The sequence below is a fragment of the Janthinobacterium sp. ROICE36 genome, assembly GCF_002869965.1.
GTDB lineage: Bacteria > Pseudomonadota > Gammaproteobacteria > Burkholderiales > Burkholderiaceae_D > Janthinobacterium.
Map to the genome: position 1 here is coordinate 1 of NZ_PEBS01000026.1, position 18,592 is coordinate 18,592.

Here is an 18,592-nt window from a genome sequence, read left to right on the forward strand (position 1 = left end):
TCAAGCTCACCGCGCGTCAGGGCGGAGAGATCGGGAGGGGTACGTTTTTTTGCCATGACAGCATGATGAGCCGGTTTGAAAAGGTTTACAACTGTTTTTTGAAACACTGCTCATGCTGAACAGTTACGAAATTTTTATACTTTTTCATGCTCAACCCAAACGTAACGTTGAACTACGGTTATCTTCCAAGGGAAGCAAAAATCCGGTCATTTTCTTGTGGTCCGCACTTGCAGAATCCGATTTTTTCCTGCCGCGATTTTCTCCCATCAATTCAACCCATTTCCCGAACGCCGACACAATCTCCGCCTTCGTCCCGCCCCCGCCATCGACCAATCCCCCGCTATGCATGCGCCACACCCGCTTGCGCAAATCGCGGGCCACGCGGTAGTCGATGGTGGCGAGATTGATTTCGCTGTCGACGGCCATGCTGCGCTGGTTCAGGTTGGCGCTGCCCAGCGTCATGAACACGTCGTCGACCAGCATCAATTTGGAATGGATGTAGATTTCACGGTAGCGCCAGCGGTCATTGTCAAACGCGCTGACATTGAGCATGGCCACCGATACCTTCAGCCCGAATTCGCTTTCGAGCGTCATCACGTCGGGTTTCTTGATGCCGTTGGAATGCTGCACCACGTCGGGCAACTTGACTTCCGCCTCGGTGGAAATGCCGAATCCTGCCCTGACACGCCGGGTTTTCGGTCGCTTGTTGTAGTCGTCGATCATGGTGTTTTGCCCCGTCATGCCAGCGTGCTGTCCCAGCGCCGCCAGCGTGTCATGGGTGCGCGGCACCATCTGCGCCCGTTCGGGCACCGGGATGACGATGAACACGTGCATGACCGGCATATCTTCAAGACTCTTGCCCGCCTTGACACTGCCGGCCTTCCAGGCGGCGACCACCTTCTTGCGCTCGGCCAGCAAGTGCCGGGCCCATTCTTCATACTGGAAATACTGGTTTTCCACATACAGGTAGCCGGCCGCCAGGCTGGCCTGGGTCACCGCGCGAAAATAGGTTTCCTTGATCGTCTTGTCTTGCTCCTCGGGCTGCGTCAGCACGATCTGCACGGTGGAGTCGTCCGGCCCGGCCTCGTGCAACAGCTGGGCCGGCGGGTTTTTACATGAGGAATACCAACTCACGCATTCCCCGGCGGCTTGATGCGTGCGGTCGTCGACCGCGCGGTCCCATGCCTTCACGAAATTGTTGTACAGCGCGATCAATGCCTTGCCACCGTCGATGCGGCAGGCATAATCCTGGTACGGTTTCAGCGTGGCGAACCCGCCGTCCGCGGCCATTCCCTGCAAACACTCGCGCCGCTCGTTGGCACCGCCCTGTTCGCGGCGCGTGTCGTCAAGCAGATGGGCCGTCGTGTCCCAATAATCGCTCACCGAGTTCAGGCCCATCACGTAACCGACGGCCTTGGCACCCTTTTCGTGGGCGAAATCGATCAGGACCGGCTTCTGGTGATGCGTGCCCAGGTATTGCATGCCGGGCTTTTCAATTTCCCCCATCGTCAAGCCGTGCGGCTGGTTGATTTCGGTCGCGATGCTCTTGCTGATCGCGGCGCTGTCGCCGTGCCGCAAGCGAACCTCTAGGCCCTCCAACAAGCCATGGAACGCGGCCGCATACCAGCTGTGGCAATATTCTTCACGCGCCAGCATCGGGATATCCTCGGGCCGGACGATATCGCCCCTGAAAGCACTGCTTAAAACAAGTTTTTTCCTGACTGCCTCCTGCAACATCGCCAGGCTGGCTCTGGCGCTAATGTCGTCGGCGCGCTGTCCACCGGTTTTCCATGGCGAGGTACCGTGCGAATAGCCCGGCATAGTGCGCGCTATCGGCGAGCCGATCCGGTCATACCAGATCAGCAGGCGCACCCTGACGTAACGTCGCGTGGCGGCGATCAGCAAGTCGCCAAACGTTTCGCCCCGCGGCCAGGTGGCGCTGTTGCCGCGCACCAGTTCCATGCCCGGGTCGAAACCCCAGCAGCACAGGTCAATGGACTTTTTAGCCTTGGCGATCTCGGCGGCGATGTCGGCGAACCCTTCCTGTCCGCAAATGAACAGCGTCAGCTTGTTGTTATGCGTAATCGGATGCGTGGCCTTGCCCTTCAGGTTGCGGTTTTCCAGCAGCCACTGGAGCGAACTGACCGCAGTGCGTCCGACTTCGTCGATATGGGTGGTTTCGATGCGGCCGCTCGATTCCGGCATGATGCTCTCCCGTCAGTGTCGTGAATCATTGAACCCCGCGGCCATCGGCGGTGTCGTCGAATGCGCGCAAGCCGCAGTTCGACAGCTTGTGCTCGCCGTCCGGCGCCGCGTTCGGGTCGAAGCGTGCGCTCGCTTGCAATGAAAACTCTTCGCCATTGCCAAGGACGACACGGTAGCGCGGCGTGCCGTCCTGGTGCGCGATCAGGATGCGGCCGAATTCGTCGGTCAGGCCTTGCTCGACTTCGGCCTCGCCGTTGTACAGCGTGTACGGCACATTGGCGTACTGGCCGCCATCCGCATGGGCCTGTATCGTATGCTGCAATTGCCCCGCGACCGGCGCGATGGGCGGTTCCAGCTCCGGTTGCGGCCGGTTCTTGGGCGCCAGCGTTTCCAGGTTGCCATGAAACAAGGTCGGCGACGCGGTAAAAAACTGTACCTTGTCGCTAATTTCAAGCATGCAATTGGCGCCATGCAGACGCACGCCTTTGCGGCCGCGAATATTCACCCAGTCGCCCTGACTGATCAATTCCAGCACCTTGTTGGCGACGATATCGACCGCATCGGTTTGCGCCGCGATCTGCACCGGGCCAGCTGCGGCGATCAGTTTCATGCCAGCCTTGTGGACGAACAGGCGCAGCGCTGCGCCGATGCTGGCGAACAGGCCACCTCCGGCCGCCAGCGACAGGTCGCACCCGGTCGTCAGCGCCGTGTGCTCGGCGCTGGCGATGTGCGTCGATTGCGCGCTCGTCGTTTCGATACCGGCCGGACTGGCCAGCACCAGATGCGGCTTGGATAATTCGGGAAAGGCGTTTTCTCCATTGCCGGCATCGCCCTTGATCCCGGCATGCTGGGCTTTCAGCACATCGGCGGCGGCGCCCTGCTGGGCGGCGCTTTCTTGCGCGCCGTAATGCTGCGCCAGGGCGGCAAGCGCCTTGTGCCGCTCAGCAGCCTCGGCCAAGCGGCGCAAGGTTTCATCCATGCTCTTGATATGCGAGGCGGCGCCAGGGCGCGCTTCGGTGGTCAGCAACATGCCGCGGCCGGCGCGCGCCACGCCCCAGGCGTCTGACGCCAGTTCCCAGCCCTCGCCACGCGCATCCTTGCGCCCGTTGGCGTCTTCGATGCGGCTGATGCAGCCGAGCGACAATTGGCTGTGCTGATGATCGCTTTTCAGTTGCGCCTGGATGTGCTGGTGCGTATCGTCAAGTACCAACTGGTTGCCGCGCACGCCGTAGCCGCCGCCAGGCATCAGCTCGGCGCTGCGCCAGCCGCCCAGCATGCGTTGCCCCGGCAAATTCCACGGCGGCGCATGCTTGCCGTTGTACACCGCGCCGACAATGACGGGACGGTCGATATTACCGTCGAGAAACTGGATCAGCACTTCCTGGCCGATGCGCGGCAACGCGATCTGGCCGAACGCCTGGCCCGCCCATGGCGTCATGACCCTGATCCATGGCGAACTGCCCGCGTCGAACTTGCCCAGCCGGTCCCAGTGAAATTGCACCTTCACCCGGCCCAGCGCGTCGGTATGGATGGTTTCGCCTGCCGGCCCGGTGACAATCGCCGTCTGCACGCCGGGCAAGGCACAAGGCGTGCTGTTGAACTGCCGCCCCGGATACCAGCGGATGCTCTTGCGGATGCAGCGAAAACGGTTTTCATAATGCGACTTCGCACCCGTCCCTGCCTAGTAATTGTTGCTGGCGAGATGATCGACCGACAGGATCAGGTATTCGCGCGAGCCGATGTCCGGGCGCGCCGCTTCACCTCTGGCCGGCATGGCTTGCTTGCCGCTGAAGTGGCCGCCCAGCGTGAAACTGCGCCCGGCCTGGGCGCAGCGGTGATTGCCGCCAGCTTCGAAGGTTTGCGCCTGGCAGTTATGCTCCTCCAGGCGGCGTTGCGCCAGCGCTTCGCCGGCGCCCTTGTCGGCATAGCCATAGCCGGTGTTTTGATACAGTTCATGGGCAAACACGTCGCCCTGCTGGTGTAGCGCATAGCCACTGGCGCGACTGGCATACGGCTGCTTGTAGTTGAAGCTGGCCAGCGTGAGCGCGCCTGACGCGATCTTCCGTATTGCCTGCCAATCGCGTATGCCGTCGTCCTCCAGCGAGCCCGCGCCGCTGCGAAACACCATCTCGTCGGCTACACTGGCATCGTGGTCGCTTGGATCGATGCTGTCGCTCAGCCAGGTATTGTCGCCCAAACAGAGCGTATGACCGTCGGCGCGATGTTCATACCAGTAATGGAGTCCCTGGTCTTCCCAGCGCCGGTGCAGATGGTTGTAATCGGTTTCATTATGCTGGTTGGCGCAGCTTAATATCGCTTTTTCCTCATGCAGCCGGTTTTGCCAGTCGCGCTGCACATAATGATCGAAGGTCGTTTCGCTGATGTCGATGACCGTGCGTTCGTGGAACGAGACGTTGTCCATGCGCAGCCTGGAAAACGCCAGCCAGGGTTGCAGCACCATCTGGTAGAACGCGAAACCGCCATCGCTGCGCAACAAGCGAAATTCGCCGACATAACCATTAAAATGGCGCAAGCTGCCGTCATCGCGCACCATCGAAATCGTGACCATGCGTCCCATCATCGCGGTCAGGGGAACGTGGAGATTATCAGACAGCAGTTCGGCGTCGAAGCGGAAGTCGCGTGACATTTCCTCGTGTGCCCGCAAGCTGTTGACCAGCAGCGCAGTATCGGGCGGACCATCGTCGCGCGGAAAATCCATGCGCAGCAAGCGGCTGTCCTGGACTCGCCAGCTCGCTCCGAAAAGGCGCGCCAGATCGGCTGCCTGCTTGCCATCATCCATATTGCCTCCTTCGGACTTGCTCCCCTGGCCCATGCTAACCATGGCGGACGCTGGCATGTTGATGGAACTCAAAATAGTTTGCCATACGCAAAAAAGCCGCATCGGCCCTGGGGCAGATGCGGCTTTGCGCTGGCGCAAGCTGAAGTTAAAGATTACTTCTTGGCAGCCTTCGGATACTTGATCGTCATTTCCTTGAGCAAGTTATCCGCGTGGTCCACTTCCTGCATCACCCACAGCATGTAGCGGATGTCGAGGTGGATGGCGCGCGTGATGGCCGTGTCGAAGTACCAGTCCTTGGTGATCGATTCATACGTCGAATCGAAGTTCAGACCGATCAGCTCGCCGCGCTTGTTCATCACGGCCGAGCCGGAATTGCCGCCTGTCGTGTCGGCGCTGGTCAGGAAGTTGACGGGCACCGTGCCCAGCACGGGGTCGCGGAACTGGCCGTAGCGTTTTTCCTTGACGGCGTCGAGCAGCGCTTGCGGCGCTTCGAACGGGGCCTTGCCCGTGACTTTCTCGACGATCCCTTCCACGGTCGTAAACGGGCCCTTGGTGATGCCGTCGCGCGGCGAGTACGGAGATACCGTGCCGTACGTGACGCGCAGGGTCGAGTTGGCGTCAGGATACACCGGCTTGCCTTGTGTTTTCTTCCAGGCAATCACGGCTTGCATGTATTGCGGAATCACGCGCTCCAGGTTGCCGTCGATTTCCTTGCGGCGCTCTTCCAGCGCCGCCTCGACCACGTGCAGCTTGATGGCCAGCTGCATGAAGGCGTCGTCGGACCTTGCAACAGCAGCCTGGTCCTTTTCCAGCCAGGCCAGGCGCTTGGCCGTGTCAGCCAGTTGCGTCTGCTGGTACAGGGCCGCTACGGCGTCTGTCGCCGGCAACAGCGCGTCCAGACCTTGCGGATGGCTCTTCGCCGCCAGCTGGGCGTAACGCTTCAGGCACGCTGCAAAACGCGCCTGATCGACCTTGTTGACATACGACTGCTCCAGGCGGGCCAGACGGGCCTTGATGAAGGCCAGGTCACGCTGCTGGAAGCCCGATTCGCGCTCGGCGTCCGCTTTCTGGCGCTCCAGCGACAAACGGTAGATGGTGCGCGCGCTTTTCAGCAAGTCGCTATTGGTGGCCACCGACCAGGCGAACTCTTCTTCGCTCAAGGCCATGTCGCTGCCAATCGCCGCGTCCAGTTCGGCCAGCAAGGTGCTCGACACGTTCGGCTGCTTCGCATACCAGGCGCGGAACTCAGCATCCTGCACGTCCTTGATGGCGGCGATGTCCTTGCGGGCGAAACCGTCGAGCAAGCCCTGGGTTTTTTTCAGCACGTTGTTGATGCTTTTCACCACGCTGGCATAGCGCACGGCAGCGGCTGCATCGCCATTCGTGGCATCGGCCATCACGGCCAGATCGGCTTGCAGTTCGGCTACTTTCAGAGGGAAAGCCGTATCGCGCGCGAAGCGGATTTCCGCCGGCAGCTTGTAGCGGCTGGTGCGGCCGGGATAGCCCGCCAGCAAGATGCCGTCACCGGCTTTCAAGCCTTCGGCCGAGACGACCAGGAAGTCCTTCGATTTGTACGGCACGTTATCGGGCGACGGGTCGGCCGGACGGCCATCCTTGCCCACGTAGGCGCGCAGGAACGAGTAGTCGCCCGTGTGGCGCGGCCATTCGTAGTTGTCGATGTCGCCGCCGAAGTTGCCGATCTTGTCCGATGGCGCGTACACCAGGCGCACGTCGCGTATCATCATCTGGCGGATGCGGTAGTACTCGAGGCCGCGGTGAAAGGCGGGCACGGAGCAGCGGTACATCTTGTCCGTTTCGCATTCGGCGATCAAGTCCTTGACGCGCTTTTCCACGGCTTCGTGGCGCGCGCGGCCGCTCATGTCGGCCGTCAAGCCTTTCAGCACGCGCTCGCTGACGTTCTCCACCTTGTCGGTCACATACACCAGGCTGTTCGGACCGCCCGGCAGCTCGCTAGCGCGCGTCTTGGCCAGGAAGCCGTTGGTGATGTAATTATGTTCCGGGGTGGAATTGCGCTGCACGGCGCCATACGCGCAATGGTGGTTCGTCACCACCAGGCCCGCGTCGGAAACAAAAGCGGCCGAGCAGCCGCCCAGCGACACGATGGCGCTCATCGGGTGTTTACTCAAGTCGGCCAGTGTTTCCGCAGGTATTTCAATGCCGACCCGTTTCAGTTCGGCTTTCAGCTGTGGCAGTTGGTGTGGTTGCCACTGCCCTTCGTCGGCGTGTGCGCCGGCGAACGCGCCCAGTAAGGCGACTGGTAAAACGATTCTTTTGAACAAGATATGTCCCTCCATAAATAGCAGGCGAAAGTATAGCCTGTCACAGGGACCTGAGTCGGCAAAAATTAACCCATTGCAATTTCTGTATCAGGCGGCCGGCCGCCCCGCCCCCGACAAGGGAATCTGCAGGGACAAACGGCAACCGGCGCCCGACGCCGGCATGCCCACCTCGAAATGGCCGCCCAGCGCCGTCACCCGCTCGGCAATGCCGATCAGGCCGAAGCACTGCTTTTTGCGCTGCTGCTGTGGCGCAATGCCGATGCCGTTGTCGCTGATGGCCACGTACACGGCGCAGGCATCCGAACTGAGCTCGATCTCGACCAGGCTGGCCTGGGCATGGCGCATGGCGCATGACGTTGCTGAGCGCTTCCTGCACGATGCGGAACAGCACGATCTCGACCTGGCTGCCAATGGTGGCAAACAGGGCCTCGTCGCGTATCAGCAGGCGGCAAGCGACGCCGCTGCGCTTGCGGAAGTCACCCACCTGCCATTCGATGGCGGCCTGCAAGCCCAGGTCCAGCGCCATCGGGCGCAACTCGTTCATGATGCCGCGCACGCTCTTGATGGTGGTGTCGACATTGCTGAGCACGGCGCCGACCCGGCGGTGCAGGCGCGGATGGGAACCTTCGGTGCGCGCGCTGAGCATGGAAATATCGATGCGCAGCGCCAACAGGTTTTGCCCCAGTTCATCGTGGATATCGCGCGAGATGCGCTTGCGCTCGTCTTCCTTGGCCGTTTCCAGATGCAGCGCCAGCTGGCGTAGCTGCGCATGCGACTGGCGCAGGGCGCTATCCATCAGCTTGCGTTCGGTAATGTCCGTGTGCGTCACCACCACGCGCAGCGGCCCTTCGCCCAGGAAACGGCTGATCCTGGCCTGCGACCAGCGCGGGCCTGAACGCGTGGCAAATTCATACTCGAGCGCAAACGTGTCGGCAGTGCCGGCAATGACGGAGCGGATGCCGGCGGCCAGCTCGCGTCCGGAGCTGCGCTGCCAGCGCGGGTCCATCTCGCAAAACTCCAGGTACTGCAGCGGCGGCGGGTGCCCGACGAAGGCCACGCAAGCCTGGTTGGCGTGCACGACGCTGCCCGCCTGATCCAGCACCAGCACCCGGTCCGCCAGCGAATCGATGGTGGCGTGAAAGAAGCGCTCGGCATCGCGCAAGGCTTCCTGCGCCCGCTCGCGCTGCTGTACTTCCAGTTGCAGATGTTGGTTGGCGCGCAGCAATTCGGCCGTGCGATCGATGACACGCTGGTCCAGCTCGCGGTGCAGTTCGCGCAAGTCCGCCTCGGCCAGCTTGCGCTCGGTGATATCGGAAAACACGCCGACAAAGTGGCTGATGGCGCCATGCTGGTTGCGCATGGGCGTGATCGACAGCGACGAGACGAAGCGCTGGCCATTCTTGCGCCGGTTCACCAGTTCGCCACACCAGCTGCCATTCTGGTGCAGGCTGCGCCACATGGCTTCATAGAAATGCGGCAAATGCGTGCCGCCGCCGAGGAAGGATGGATCGCGCCCGATGGCTTCCTCCGCCTGGTAGCCGGTGATGGTAGTAAAGGCGGGGTTGACGGAAATGATGCGGTTGCCACTGTCGGTCACCAGCACGCCTTCGCGTATGCTGTTGATGATGACAAAGGCGCGCCGCAAGGCCGATACGCGCGCGTGCTCGTCGCCCAGATCCGTGACCAGCATGCGCACCGTGGTGCTGGCCGCGTCGAACGGTTCGCTCATGGCGCGCCCGCGCCTGCTTTGCCGTCTGCCACGGCGCAGGAAATGCCGTTTTTCCGGGCAAAGAGGATCATGTTGCGGATCTCTTTGCAGACCAGGCAATCGTCCTTGTGCTGCCAGAAAAACCATCCCAGGCACTCAGCCGATACATCGCTGCCAAGCGTTTTCGGAAACCGGCCCTGGTGCGCGCAATGCCGCTTTCCTGCGTCACGTTCACCAGGAAGGCACCGATGGCCGCCAGCGGGAAATCGATGGCGGCCACCTCATGCGCTGGAGCATTGCTGTGTTTGCTGCGTGTCATCGTCGGCAAGAATGCAGCCACGGCACGTGCGCCAGGCTGGCGGATGAATAATCTTGCATTCTAGCACTCAAGATGCGCAGAAAAACACGAATTTGCTGCAGGTTTTTCGGCCCGCGCCGGCCTGCCGTCTACGGCGCCTGCCAGCCGCCACCCAGCGACTGGATCAGGGCCACGGCCGTGGTCTGGCGGTCCACCTGCGCCTGCACCAGCGAACGGCGTGCCGACAACGCCGTCACCTGCGCCGTCACCACGTCCGTGTAGCCGACCTGGCCAGCGTTGTAGCGGTTCAGCATCTGCTGCTCGACCTGGTCGGCAGCCGACGAGGCCTGCTGGCGCAAGGCCAGTTGCTCGGCCAGCGCCCGCGTGGCCGACAACTGGTCTTCCACGGCGCCAAAGGCGGCCAGCACCGTCTGACGGTAGCGCGCCACGGCCGCCTCATGCCCGGCCTTCGCCGCGTCCACGCTGGCGGTGGTGGCGCCCGCGTTGAACAAGGTTTGCGCGGCCGACACGCCCAGCGACCACAGGCTGGACGATGCATTCAACAGGTCACCTACTTTGCTGGCACCGGAACCGTAGGAACCCGTCAAGTTCAGGCTCGGATAGTAGGCGGAGCGGGCGATGCCGATCTGCTCGTTGGCCACGGCCACCCTGCGCTCGGCGGCGGCGATGTCGGGACGGCGCTGCAGCAGGGTCGACGGTACGCCCAGCGGCACCTGGGGCACGGTCAGGGTCCACGGCGCCACGGCCAGGCTGAAGTCCGATGGCGCGCGTCCCAGCAGGATAGCGATCGCGTGTTCCAGCTGGGCGCGCGCGCGCGTCTGGCTGGACAGGTCGATCTGCGCATTGGCCAGCTGCGTCTGCGCCTGCAGCAGGTCGGACTTGGCGGCGATGCCCGAGTTAAAACGGTTGCTGGTGATGTCGAACACGCGCTTGTAGCCGGCGATGGTGGCGTTCAGCAGCGCGATCTGCGCATCGCTCTGGCGCAGCGAAAAATAATTGGTGGCCAGCTCGCCCTGCGCCGACAGGCGCGCGGCGGCCAGGTCGGCCGCGCTGGCCGCCGCGCTGGCGTCCGCCCCCGTCACGCCGGCGCGCAGGCGGCCCCAGATATCCGGTTCCCACGACGCGCCGATGGCGGCCTTGAAATTATTGTTCGTCTGCTGCTCGCCACCGCCACCGGAACGGGCGCCGCTGCCCGTCAGGTTCACGCTGGGGAACAGCGAGGCGCGCTGTTCGCGCACCAGCGCGCGCGCCTGCTCGTACGAGGCAACGGCTTCAGCCACGTTCTGGTTCGAGATGTCGATGCTGTCGGCCAGCTGGTTCAGTTGCGCGTCGCCGAACAGGGTCCACCAGGGGCCGCGCTCCAGAGCGTCGGCCGGCGCGGCAGGCTGCCAGCCGGCCGCCTCCTTGAACGTTTGCGGCGCGGCGGCCGCAGGCACTTCATACGCGGGGCTGACGGCGCAGCCAGCCAGCAGGAGGAAAGTGGTGGCCGCTGCCAGTGCCAGCAAGTGGCGTGCGGGTACGGCGGACGGGATAGGTTTTACTTGCTTCATGATTGTGTGCTCGGGTTATCTGGCCCAGGAATGCGGCTCAATTGCTGCTCGTCGGCGCTGCGCGTGCGCAGCTTGTCGAGCAGGATGTAGACCACCGGGGTGGTCAGCAATGTGAGTAACTGGCTGGCAATCAGGCCGCCGATGATGGCGACCCCCAAGGGCTGGCGTAGCTCTGACCCCTCGCCGAAACCGATCGCCAGCGGCAAGGCGCCAAGCGCCGCCGCAAGGGTGGTCATCAAAATGGGGCGGAAACGCAGCAAACATGCCTCGCGCACCGCTTCCACCGCTGTCAGTCCGCGCGAACGCTCGGCCTCCAGCGCGAAGTCGATGATCAATATAGCATTTTTCTTGACGATACCGATCAACAGGAACACGCCGATCAGGGCAATGATGGAAAACTCCATGCGCAACAGCAGCAAGGCCAGCACGGCGCCCACCCCCGCCGACGGCAAGGTTGACAGCACGGTGATCGGATGGATCAGGCTTTCGTACAGGATGCCCAACACGATGTAAATCACCACGATGGCCGCCAGGATCAACAGCGGCTGCTCCTTGTTGCTGTCCTGCGCACTCTTGGCCGAACCCTGGAAGCTGCCGCGCACATTCACCGGCATGCCGATTTCCGACTCCGCCTGGGCCACGGCAGCTTGCCCGTCGCTGAGCGGATAGCCGTCAGCCAGGTTGAACGACACGGTGGTGGCCAGCTCGCCGCCCTGATGGTTGATGGACGTGGCCGTCGAACTTTCGGCAAAGCTGCTGAACGAAGACAGCGGCACCATCGTCGCCAGGGTGGTACTCAATGCCGAGCCGCGCGACGGATCGCGCGCCGCCGTGGTGTTCGAGGTGGTGGCAGTCACCGCCGAGGTGACTGCGGGCGCGGTCGTGCTGGTGACAGCGGCGACGGCCGCCGCATTCGATGCCGGCACATACACGGAGCGCAGCGCTTCCGGGCTTTGCGCATAGCGCGGCGCCACTTCCATGATCACGTGGTACTGGTTCAGCTCAGCGTAGATGGTCGCCACCTGGCGCTGGCCGAAGCTGTTGTACAGCGCATTGTCGATGTCGCGCACCTGCACGCCCAGCTGCGTGGCGCGGTCCTTGTCGATGCTGACATAAGTTTCCACGCCGTTTTCCGCCTGGTCCGTGTCGACGTCGATCAGGGCCGGCTGCAGCTTCATCTGGTCGGCCAGTTTCGCCGCCCATTTCTTCAGGTCCGCCTGGTTGTCGCTGATCAGGGTGTACTGGTAGGTGGAATTGCTGGAACGCCCGCCCATGCGCAAATCCTGCACGGGGTTGAGGAACAGGGAAATGCCCGTCACCTTGGCCAGTTGCGGGCGCAGGCGCGCGATCACGGCCTGGCCCTTGTCGGTGCGCTGCGAGGCCGGTTTCAAATCGATGAACATGAAGCCGCCCCCTGCCCTGCCGCCGCCGGTGAACCCCACGACGGTGGCGACGGCCGGATCGTCCTTGATGATGTCGACCAGCTGGCGCAGCTTGCCCTGCATGGCCTGGAACGAGATGCTCTGGTCGGCGCGCATGCCGCCATTGATCTGGCCCGTGTCCTGCTGCGGGAAGAAGCCCTTGGGCGCGGCCGCGAACAGGTACACGTTCAAGCCGACGACAAACACCAGGATGGTCATCACCAGTGCGGCGCTGGACAGGGCCCAGTCCAGGCAATGTTCATACACTTTCAGCATGCGCTCGAAACCCCGTTCGAACCAGCGCGCCACTCTACCTGGCGCCTTGTGCTGCGCGCCGCTTTTCAGCAGCCAGGCGCACATCATCGGCGTGGTGGTCAATGAAATGACCAGCGAAATCATCACGGCGGCCGACAGGGTCACGGCAAATTCGCGGAACAATCGCCCTACCTGCCCGCCCATGAACAGCAGCGGGATGAAGACGGCCACCAGCGACAGGCTGATCGACAGCACGGTAAAACCCACTTCGCGCGCGCCCAGCAGGGCCGCCTTGAAACGGTCCATGCCCGCCTCGATGTGGCGCTGCGTGTTTTCCAGCACCACGATGGCATCGTCGACGACAAAGCCGGTGGCCACCGTGAGCGCCATCAGCGACAGATTGTTCAGGCTGAAACCGAGCATGTACATCACGCCGAAGGTGCCCAGCAAAGAGACGATGGTGGCCACGGCCGGGATGATGGTGGCGCGCACGCTGCGCAAAAAAGCGCTGACCACCAGCACGACGAGCACGATGGAGAGGACCAGCGTGAATTCGATCTCGTGCAGGGACGAGCGGATGGAATTGGTGCTGTCGGACGCCACCTGCAGCTTGATGTCGCCGGGCAGCTGCGCCTGCAGTTGCGGCAGCAGGGCGCGCACGCCGTCCACCGTGGCGATGACGTTGGCGCCCGGCTGGCGCGTGATCAGCACGATGACAGCCGGATCGCCGTTGAACAGGCCCAGGGTATTCGTGTTTTCCACGCCGTCGACCACTTCGGCCACGTCGTCGAGGCGGATGGCGGCGCCATCGCGCCAGGCCACCACCAGGCTGCGGTAATCGGCCGCGCTGCGACCGCCGGACGCCGTGCTGGCACCCGAGTAGATCTGCAGGCTGCGCTCATCGCCGGAGATCGCCCCCTTGGGCCGGTTGGCGTTGGTGGCCTGGATGGCCGCGCGCACATCTTCCATCGACACGGCATAGTGATTGAGCTGGTAAGGCAGCAGTTCCACGCGCACGGCCGGCAGCGAGCCGCCGCCCAGCTCCACGTCGCCCACGCCTTTGACTTGCGCCACCTTCTGCTGCACCAGGTTCGACACGGCATCGTAGATCTGGCCCGGCGTGCGCGTCTTTGACGTCAGCGCCAGGATGATCACGGGCGCGTCGGACGGATTGGCCTTGCGATACGTCGGATTGCTGCGCAGGGTGGCCGGCAAGTCCACGCGCGAGGCGGCAATGGCCGCCTGCACTTCGCGCGCGGCCGAATCGATCTTGCGGTTCAGGTCGAACTGCAGGTTGATGCGCGCCGAGCCGGTGCTGGACGACGAGGTCATCTCGTTGACGCCCGAAATCACGCCCAGGCGCCGCTCCAGCGGCGTGGCCACCGAGGTCGCCATGGTCGCGGGACTGGCCCCGGGCAGGCTGGCGCTGACGGAAATGGTCGGATAGTCGACCTGCGGCAGCGGCGAGACGGGCAGCACAAAGAAGGCGCCGACGCCCGCCAGCGCGATGCCGATGGTCAGCAGCACGGTGGCGATGGGGCGCTTGACGAACGGTTCGGACAGGTTCACGCGGCGCTCCCCGCGTTATCGGCCGGTTTGTCCAGGCTCACGCCCCGCGACTTTGGCGCGAAACGCTGGCCCAGGCGGTCGAAGCCCAGGTAGATGACGGGCGTGGTAAACAGCGTCAGCACCTGGCTGACGATCAGGCCGCCGAAGATGGCCAGGCCCAGCGGACGGCGCAACTCGGCTCCCTCGCCCCAGCCCAGCATCAGCGGCACGGCCGCGAACAGCGCCGCCAGGGTGGTCATCAAAATAGGACGGAAACGCAGCAGCGCCGCCTGGTGGATGGCTTCCTGCGGCCCCTTGCCCTCGTCGCGCTCGGCCTCGATGGCGAAGTCGATCATCATGATGGCGTTCTTCTTGACGATGCCGATCAGCAGGATGATGCCGATGATGCCGATCACGCCCAGGTCCTGCCCGGAAATCATCAGCGCCAGCAAGGCGCCCACGCCGGCCGACGGCAGGGTCGATAGTATCGTCAGCGGGTGGATATAGCTTTCATACAGCACGCCCAGCACGATGTAGACGCAGACGACGGCGGCCAAAATGAGCCACAGCTGGTTCGACAGCGAGTTTTCATATGCGCCGGCCGCACCCAGGAAAGTCAGGGTCACCGACGGCGGCATGGCGATGTCTTTCGCCGCAGCGCGGATGGCGTCGACGGCGCTGCCCAGCGCCACGCCTTGCGTGGTATCAAAGCCGAGTGTCGTGGCCGGGTACTGCGCCACGTGCGTGATTTGCAACGGCGCCTGTTTTTCGCTGACGCTGGCAAAGGCGGACAGCGGCGTCGACTTGCCGGATCCCGTGCGCACCTGCAGTTCCGACAGGTCGGCTGGCGTAGTGACGATGCCGGGCTGCGCTTCGAGAATCACGCGGTACTGGTTGGTTTCCGTGAAAATGGTCGAGATGATGCGCTGGCCGAAGGCGTTGTACAGCGCGTCGTCGACGGTGGCCGTGGTGACCGACATGCGCGCGGCGCTGTCACGGTCGATGGCCACCACCACGGCGGCGCCCGTGGCGCCTGCGTCCGTGACCACGTTGCGCAGCTGCGATTTTTCGCGCATGCGCGCCGCCAGCTTGCCGGCCCACTCGGTGACGCTGGCCGTATCGGCCCCTTCGAGCGAGACGCGGTACTGCGTCGGCCCCGATTCCGCATCGATGGTCAGATCCTGCGTCGGCTGCAAATACAGGGTCACGCCGGCCACCTTGGCCACGCGGTTGCGCAGACGTTCCATGATCTCGTCCTGGCTGCCGCTACGCGGACGCTTCAGGTTGATCAGCATGCTCCCCGTGTGCAACATGGTGTTGTTGGCCGCATCCACGCCCACCAGGGAACTCAAGGTATCGACAGCGGGGTCTTCCAGCAGCGCGCTGGCGGCCGCCTGCTGCAAGCTGGCCATGCGTTCGTACGAGACGGCTTGCGACGCTTCGATGCGCGCCTGCAGCTGGCCCGTGTCCTGCGTGGGGAACAGACCCTTCGGTATCGTGATGTACAAAATCACCGTCAGCAGCAAGGTGGCCAGGGCCACCAGCAAGGTCAAGCCCTGGCGTGTGAGTACCCACACCAGCGCATGGTCGTACTGCACGATGACGCGGTCGAGAAATGCCTGGATGCGCTGGCCCGTGGCGCTGACTTTTTCATCGGCGTGGCTTTTCAGCCAGCGCGCCGACATCATCGGCACCAGGGTCAGAGACACCACGGCGGAAATCAAAATCGTGATGGCCAGGGTCATGGCAAATTCACGGAACAAGCGGCCCACCACGTCGCCCATGAAGAGCAGGGGAATCAGCACGGCGATCAGCGACACGGTCAGCGAGATGATGGTAAAGCCGATCTGCGACGCGCCCTTCAGGGCAGCCGCCATCGGCGTTTCGCCCTCTTCGATGTAGCGGGCGATATTTTCGATCATGACGATAGCGTCATCGACGACGAAACCGGTGGCGATCGTCAGCGCCATCAAGGAGAGGTTGTTCAGGCTGTAGCCGAGCAAATACATGACGCCGCAGGCGCCGATCAGCGAGATCGGCACGGACAGGCTGGCGATCACGGTGGCGCGCATGCTGTGCAGAAAGGCGAAGATCACCAGCACCACCAGCAGCACGGACAATAACAGTTCCATTTCCACGTGTTCGACGGAGGCGCGGATGCCCGTCGTGCGGTCGCTCAGCACGTCGAGCCTCATGGCCGCCGGCAGGCTCGCTTGCAGCTTGGGCAGCAGGGCCTTGATGGCGTCGACCGTCTTGATGACGTTGGCGCCGGGCTGGCGCTGCACGTTCAGGATGATGGCCGGCTGCTTGCCCGACCAGGCGCCCAGGCGCGTGTTTTCCGCGCTGTCGACGACGTTGGCCACGTCGGACAGGCGCACGGGCGCGCCGTTTTTATAGGTGATGATCAGGCGCTTGTAATCTTCCGCCGTCACCAATTGATCGTTGGCATTGATGGTAAACGAGCGCGTGGGGCCGTCGAAACTGCCCTTGGCGCTATTGACGTTGGCCGCCGCGATGGCCGTGCGCAGGCTGTCGAGGCCCAGGCCGTACGAGGCCAGCAATTTGGTATCTCCCTGGATGCGCACGGCGGGACGCTGGCCGCCCGACAGCGACACCAGGCCCACGCCGTTGACCTGGCTGATTTTCAGCGCCAAACGCGTGTTGACGATATTTTGCACCTGCGTCAGCGGCATGGTGTCGGAGGTGATGGCCAGTGTCAGCACGGGTGCGTCGGCCGGGTTGATCTTGGCGTACACGGGCGGCGCCGGCAAGTCGGTGGGCAGCAGGGAACCGCCCGCGTTGATGGCCGCCTGCACTTCCTGCTCGGCTACATCCAGGGTCTGGCCCAGGGTGAATTGCAGCGTGATGAGGGAGACGCCGGCGGCGCTGGTGGAACTCATGCGCTGCAAGCCCGACATTTGCCCGAACTGGCGCTCCAGCGGCGCCGTCACGGTCTGCCCCATGACTTCGGGACTGGCGCCCGGGTACAAGGTCTGCACCTGGATGGTGGGGAAATCCACCTGCGGCAAGGCGGCCAGCGGCAGGAACTTGAAGCCGACCAGCCCCGCCAGCACGATGGCCAGCATCAGCAGCGCCGTAGCGACGGGGCGCTTGATGAAGGGAGTCGATGGACTCATTGCGCTGCGCCCTTCGCTGGTGCGGATGCCGATGCGGAAGCCGGGGCGCTGGCCGCGCCTTCAGCCTGCTGGCGGCGGTGGCGACGTTCGCCGTTTGCGCCAGTGGCAGCGCCGGCGCCGGCGCCGCGCGCGCTGGCCGGCTTGTCGCCCACCAGGGTGACTTTCGCGCCTTCCTTCAGGCGGTCCGCGCCTTCCGTGATGACTTGTTCGCCTGCCTCCAGGCCGGCGCGGATTTCCACCATGTCGGTCGTCGCCTGGCCCCGCGTGACCATGCGCACGGTGACGGTTTTATCCGCTTTCAGCACATACACAAAGTCGCCATTATTGCTGTGACGCAGGGCCGTCACGGGCACCAGCACGGCGCCCGTGATATTACCCAGCTCCAGGCGCACGTTGACGAACTGGCTGGGAAACAGGGCCATCTTGTCATTCGCGTAGCGGGCCTTGGCCCGCACGGTGCCCGTCTGCACGTCAACCTGGTTATCCAGCGCGCTCAGGCTGCCCTGGCCCAGCGTATGCGTGCGCGTGCGGTCCAGCGCCAGCGCCATCGGGGCCGTGCCGCCATTCAGGCGCTCCTGGATGGTCTGCACCTTGTCCTGTGGCACGGAAAACTGCACGTCGATGGGCGACAGCTGCGTCACCACCACCACGCCGCCCGCGTCGCTGGTGCTCACCAGGTTGCCGATATCGACCACCTTCAGGCCCGCGCGACCGCTGATCGGCGACACCACTTTTGTATAACCCAGGTTCAGTCTGGCCGTGCCTTCGGCGGCGCGGTCCGTCATGACGGTCCCTTCCAGCTGTTTGACCAGGGCGGCCTGCGTATCGACATCCTGGCGCGCGATGGAATCCTGGCCCAGCAGCGTTTGATAGCGCTTCAGGGTCAGGCGCGCGTTTTCCAGCTGCGCTTCATCGCGCTGGCGCTGGCCCGTGGCCTGCATCAGCGCCATCTCGAACTGGGCCGGGTCGATCTGCGCCACCACCTGGCCCGCCTTGACCATGCCGCCTTCCTTGAATTTCAGCTCCTTGAGGATGCCCGACACCTGCGGGCGCACCGTCACGGTGGACGCCGCAGTCACCGTGCCCAGCGCATCGAGCACCACGGGCAGGTCCGACTTCACGGCCGTGGCCACGCCAACGGTCGTCGAGGGAGCGCCGCGGCGCCCGCCGGGCCCACCAGGGCCACCAGGACCACCGGCGCCGGGCTGCGCGCTGACGCCGGAGTGGGTCAGATACCAGGCACCGCCGCCCAGCGCGGCCATCACTGCCAGCGCGATGACGCTGCCGACGATTTTCGAGCGGCGGCTGCGCCGTGGGGTATGGGGTGCTGTCTGCGAATCCATCGCTTA

Annotated in this window: 9 protein-coding genes and 1 pseudogene; all 10 read right to left on the bottom strand. The window is 63.8% G+C overall.

The annotated features are described in order from the left end of the window. Positions 1-150: 150 nt before the first annotated feature. The 10 genes and pseudogenes from CSZ94_RS12695 to CSZ94_RS12730 all read right to left on the bottom strand — a co-directional run bounded on the left by CSZ94_RS12695 (position 151) and on the right by CSZ94_RS12730 (position 18,586). Positions 151-2,205, bottom strand: a complete 2,055-nt coding sequence (locus CSZ94_RS12695; protein ID WP_102121838.1) for a phospholipase D-like domain-containing protein — start codon at positions 2,203-2,205, stop codon at positions 151-153. Positions 2,206-2,230: 25 nt separating this feature from the next. Then, entirely contained in the window at positions 2,231-3,067 is an 837-nt protein-coding gene (locus CSZ94_RS28665; protein ID WP_258000955.1) for a DUF2345 domain-containing protein, read from the bottom strand. A gap of 63 nt (positions 3,068-3,130) precedes the next feature. After that, a pseudogene (locus CSZ94_RS28670) lies at positions 3,131-5,107 on the bottom strand (type VI secretion system Vgr family protein); the annotation flags it as partial. Between the two features lie 50 nt (positions 5,108-5,157). Further along, positions 5,158-7,305 carry a S46 family peptidase gene (locus tag CSZ94_RS12705; RefSeq protein WP_374703578.1) on the bottom strand — a complete coding sequence of 716 codons (2,148 nt, stop codon included), beginning with the start codon at positions 7,303-7,305 and terminating at the stop codon, positions 5,158-5,160. A 40-nt stretch (positions 7,306-7,345) separates the two neighbouring features. Then, positions 7,346-9,034: a PAS domain S-box protein gene (locus tag CSZ94_RS12710; RefSeq protein ID WP_258000947.1), complete on the bottom strand. Its 1,689-nt coding sequence runs from the start codon at positions 9,032-9,034 to the stop codon at positions 7,346-7,348. Positions 9,035-9,101: 67 nt separating this feature from the next. Further along, on the bottom strand, positions 9,102-9,353 hold the full coding sequence (locus CSZ94_RS27620; protein WP_146009798.1) for a hypothetical protein: 252 nt from the start codon (positions 9,351-9,353) through the stop codon (positions 9,102-9,104). 107 nt (positions 9,354-9,460) lie between these two features. Continuing rightward, positions 9,461-10,882 (bottom strand): efflux transporter outer membrane subunit, encoded by a 1,422-nt coding sequence (locus CSZ94_RS12715; RefSeq protein WP_258000948.1) that lies wholly within the window; start codon positions 10,880-10,882, stop codon positions 9,461-9,463. Further along, on the bottom strand, positions 10,879-14,127 hold the full coding sequence (locus tag CSZ94_RS12720; protein ID WP_102121840.1) for an efflux RND transporter permease subunit: 3,249 nt from the start codon (positions 14,125-14,127) through the stop codon (positions 10,879-10,881). Before CSZ94_RS12720 ends, CSZ94_RS12715 begins: the two co-directional genes overlap by 4 nt. Continuing rightward, on the bottom strand, positions 14,124-17,243 hold the full coding sequence (locus CSZ94_RS12725; RefSeq protein WP_102121841.1) for an efflux RND transporter permease subunit: 3,120 nt from the start codon (positions 17,241-17,243) through the stop codon (positions 14,124-14,126). The genes CSZ94_RS12720 and CSZ94_RS12725 overlap by 4 nt, the downstream gene beginning before the upstream one ends. Continuing rightward, positions 17,240-18,586 carry an efflux RND transporter periplasmic adaptor subunit gene (locus CSZ94_RS12730; RefSeq protein ID WP_102121842.1) on the bottom strand — a complete coding sequence of 449 codons (1,347 nt, stop codon included), beginning with the start codon at positions 18,584-18,586 and terminating at the stop codon, positions 17,240-17,242. Before CSZ94_RS12730 ends, CSZ94_RS12725 begins: the two co-directional genes overlap by 4 nt. Positions 18,587-18,592: the final 6 nt, after the last annotated feature.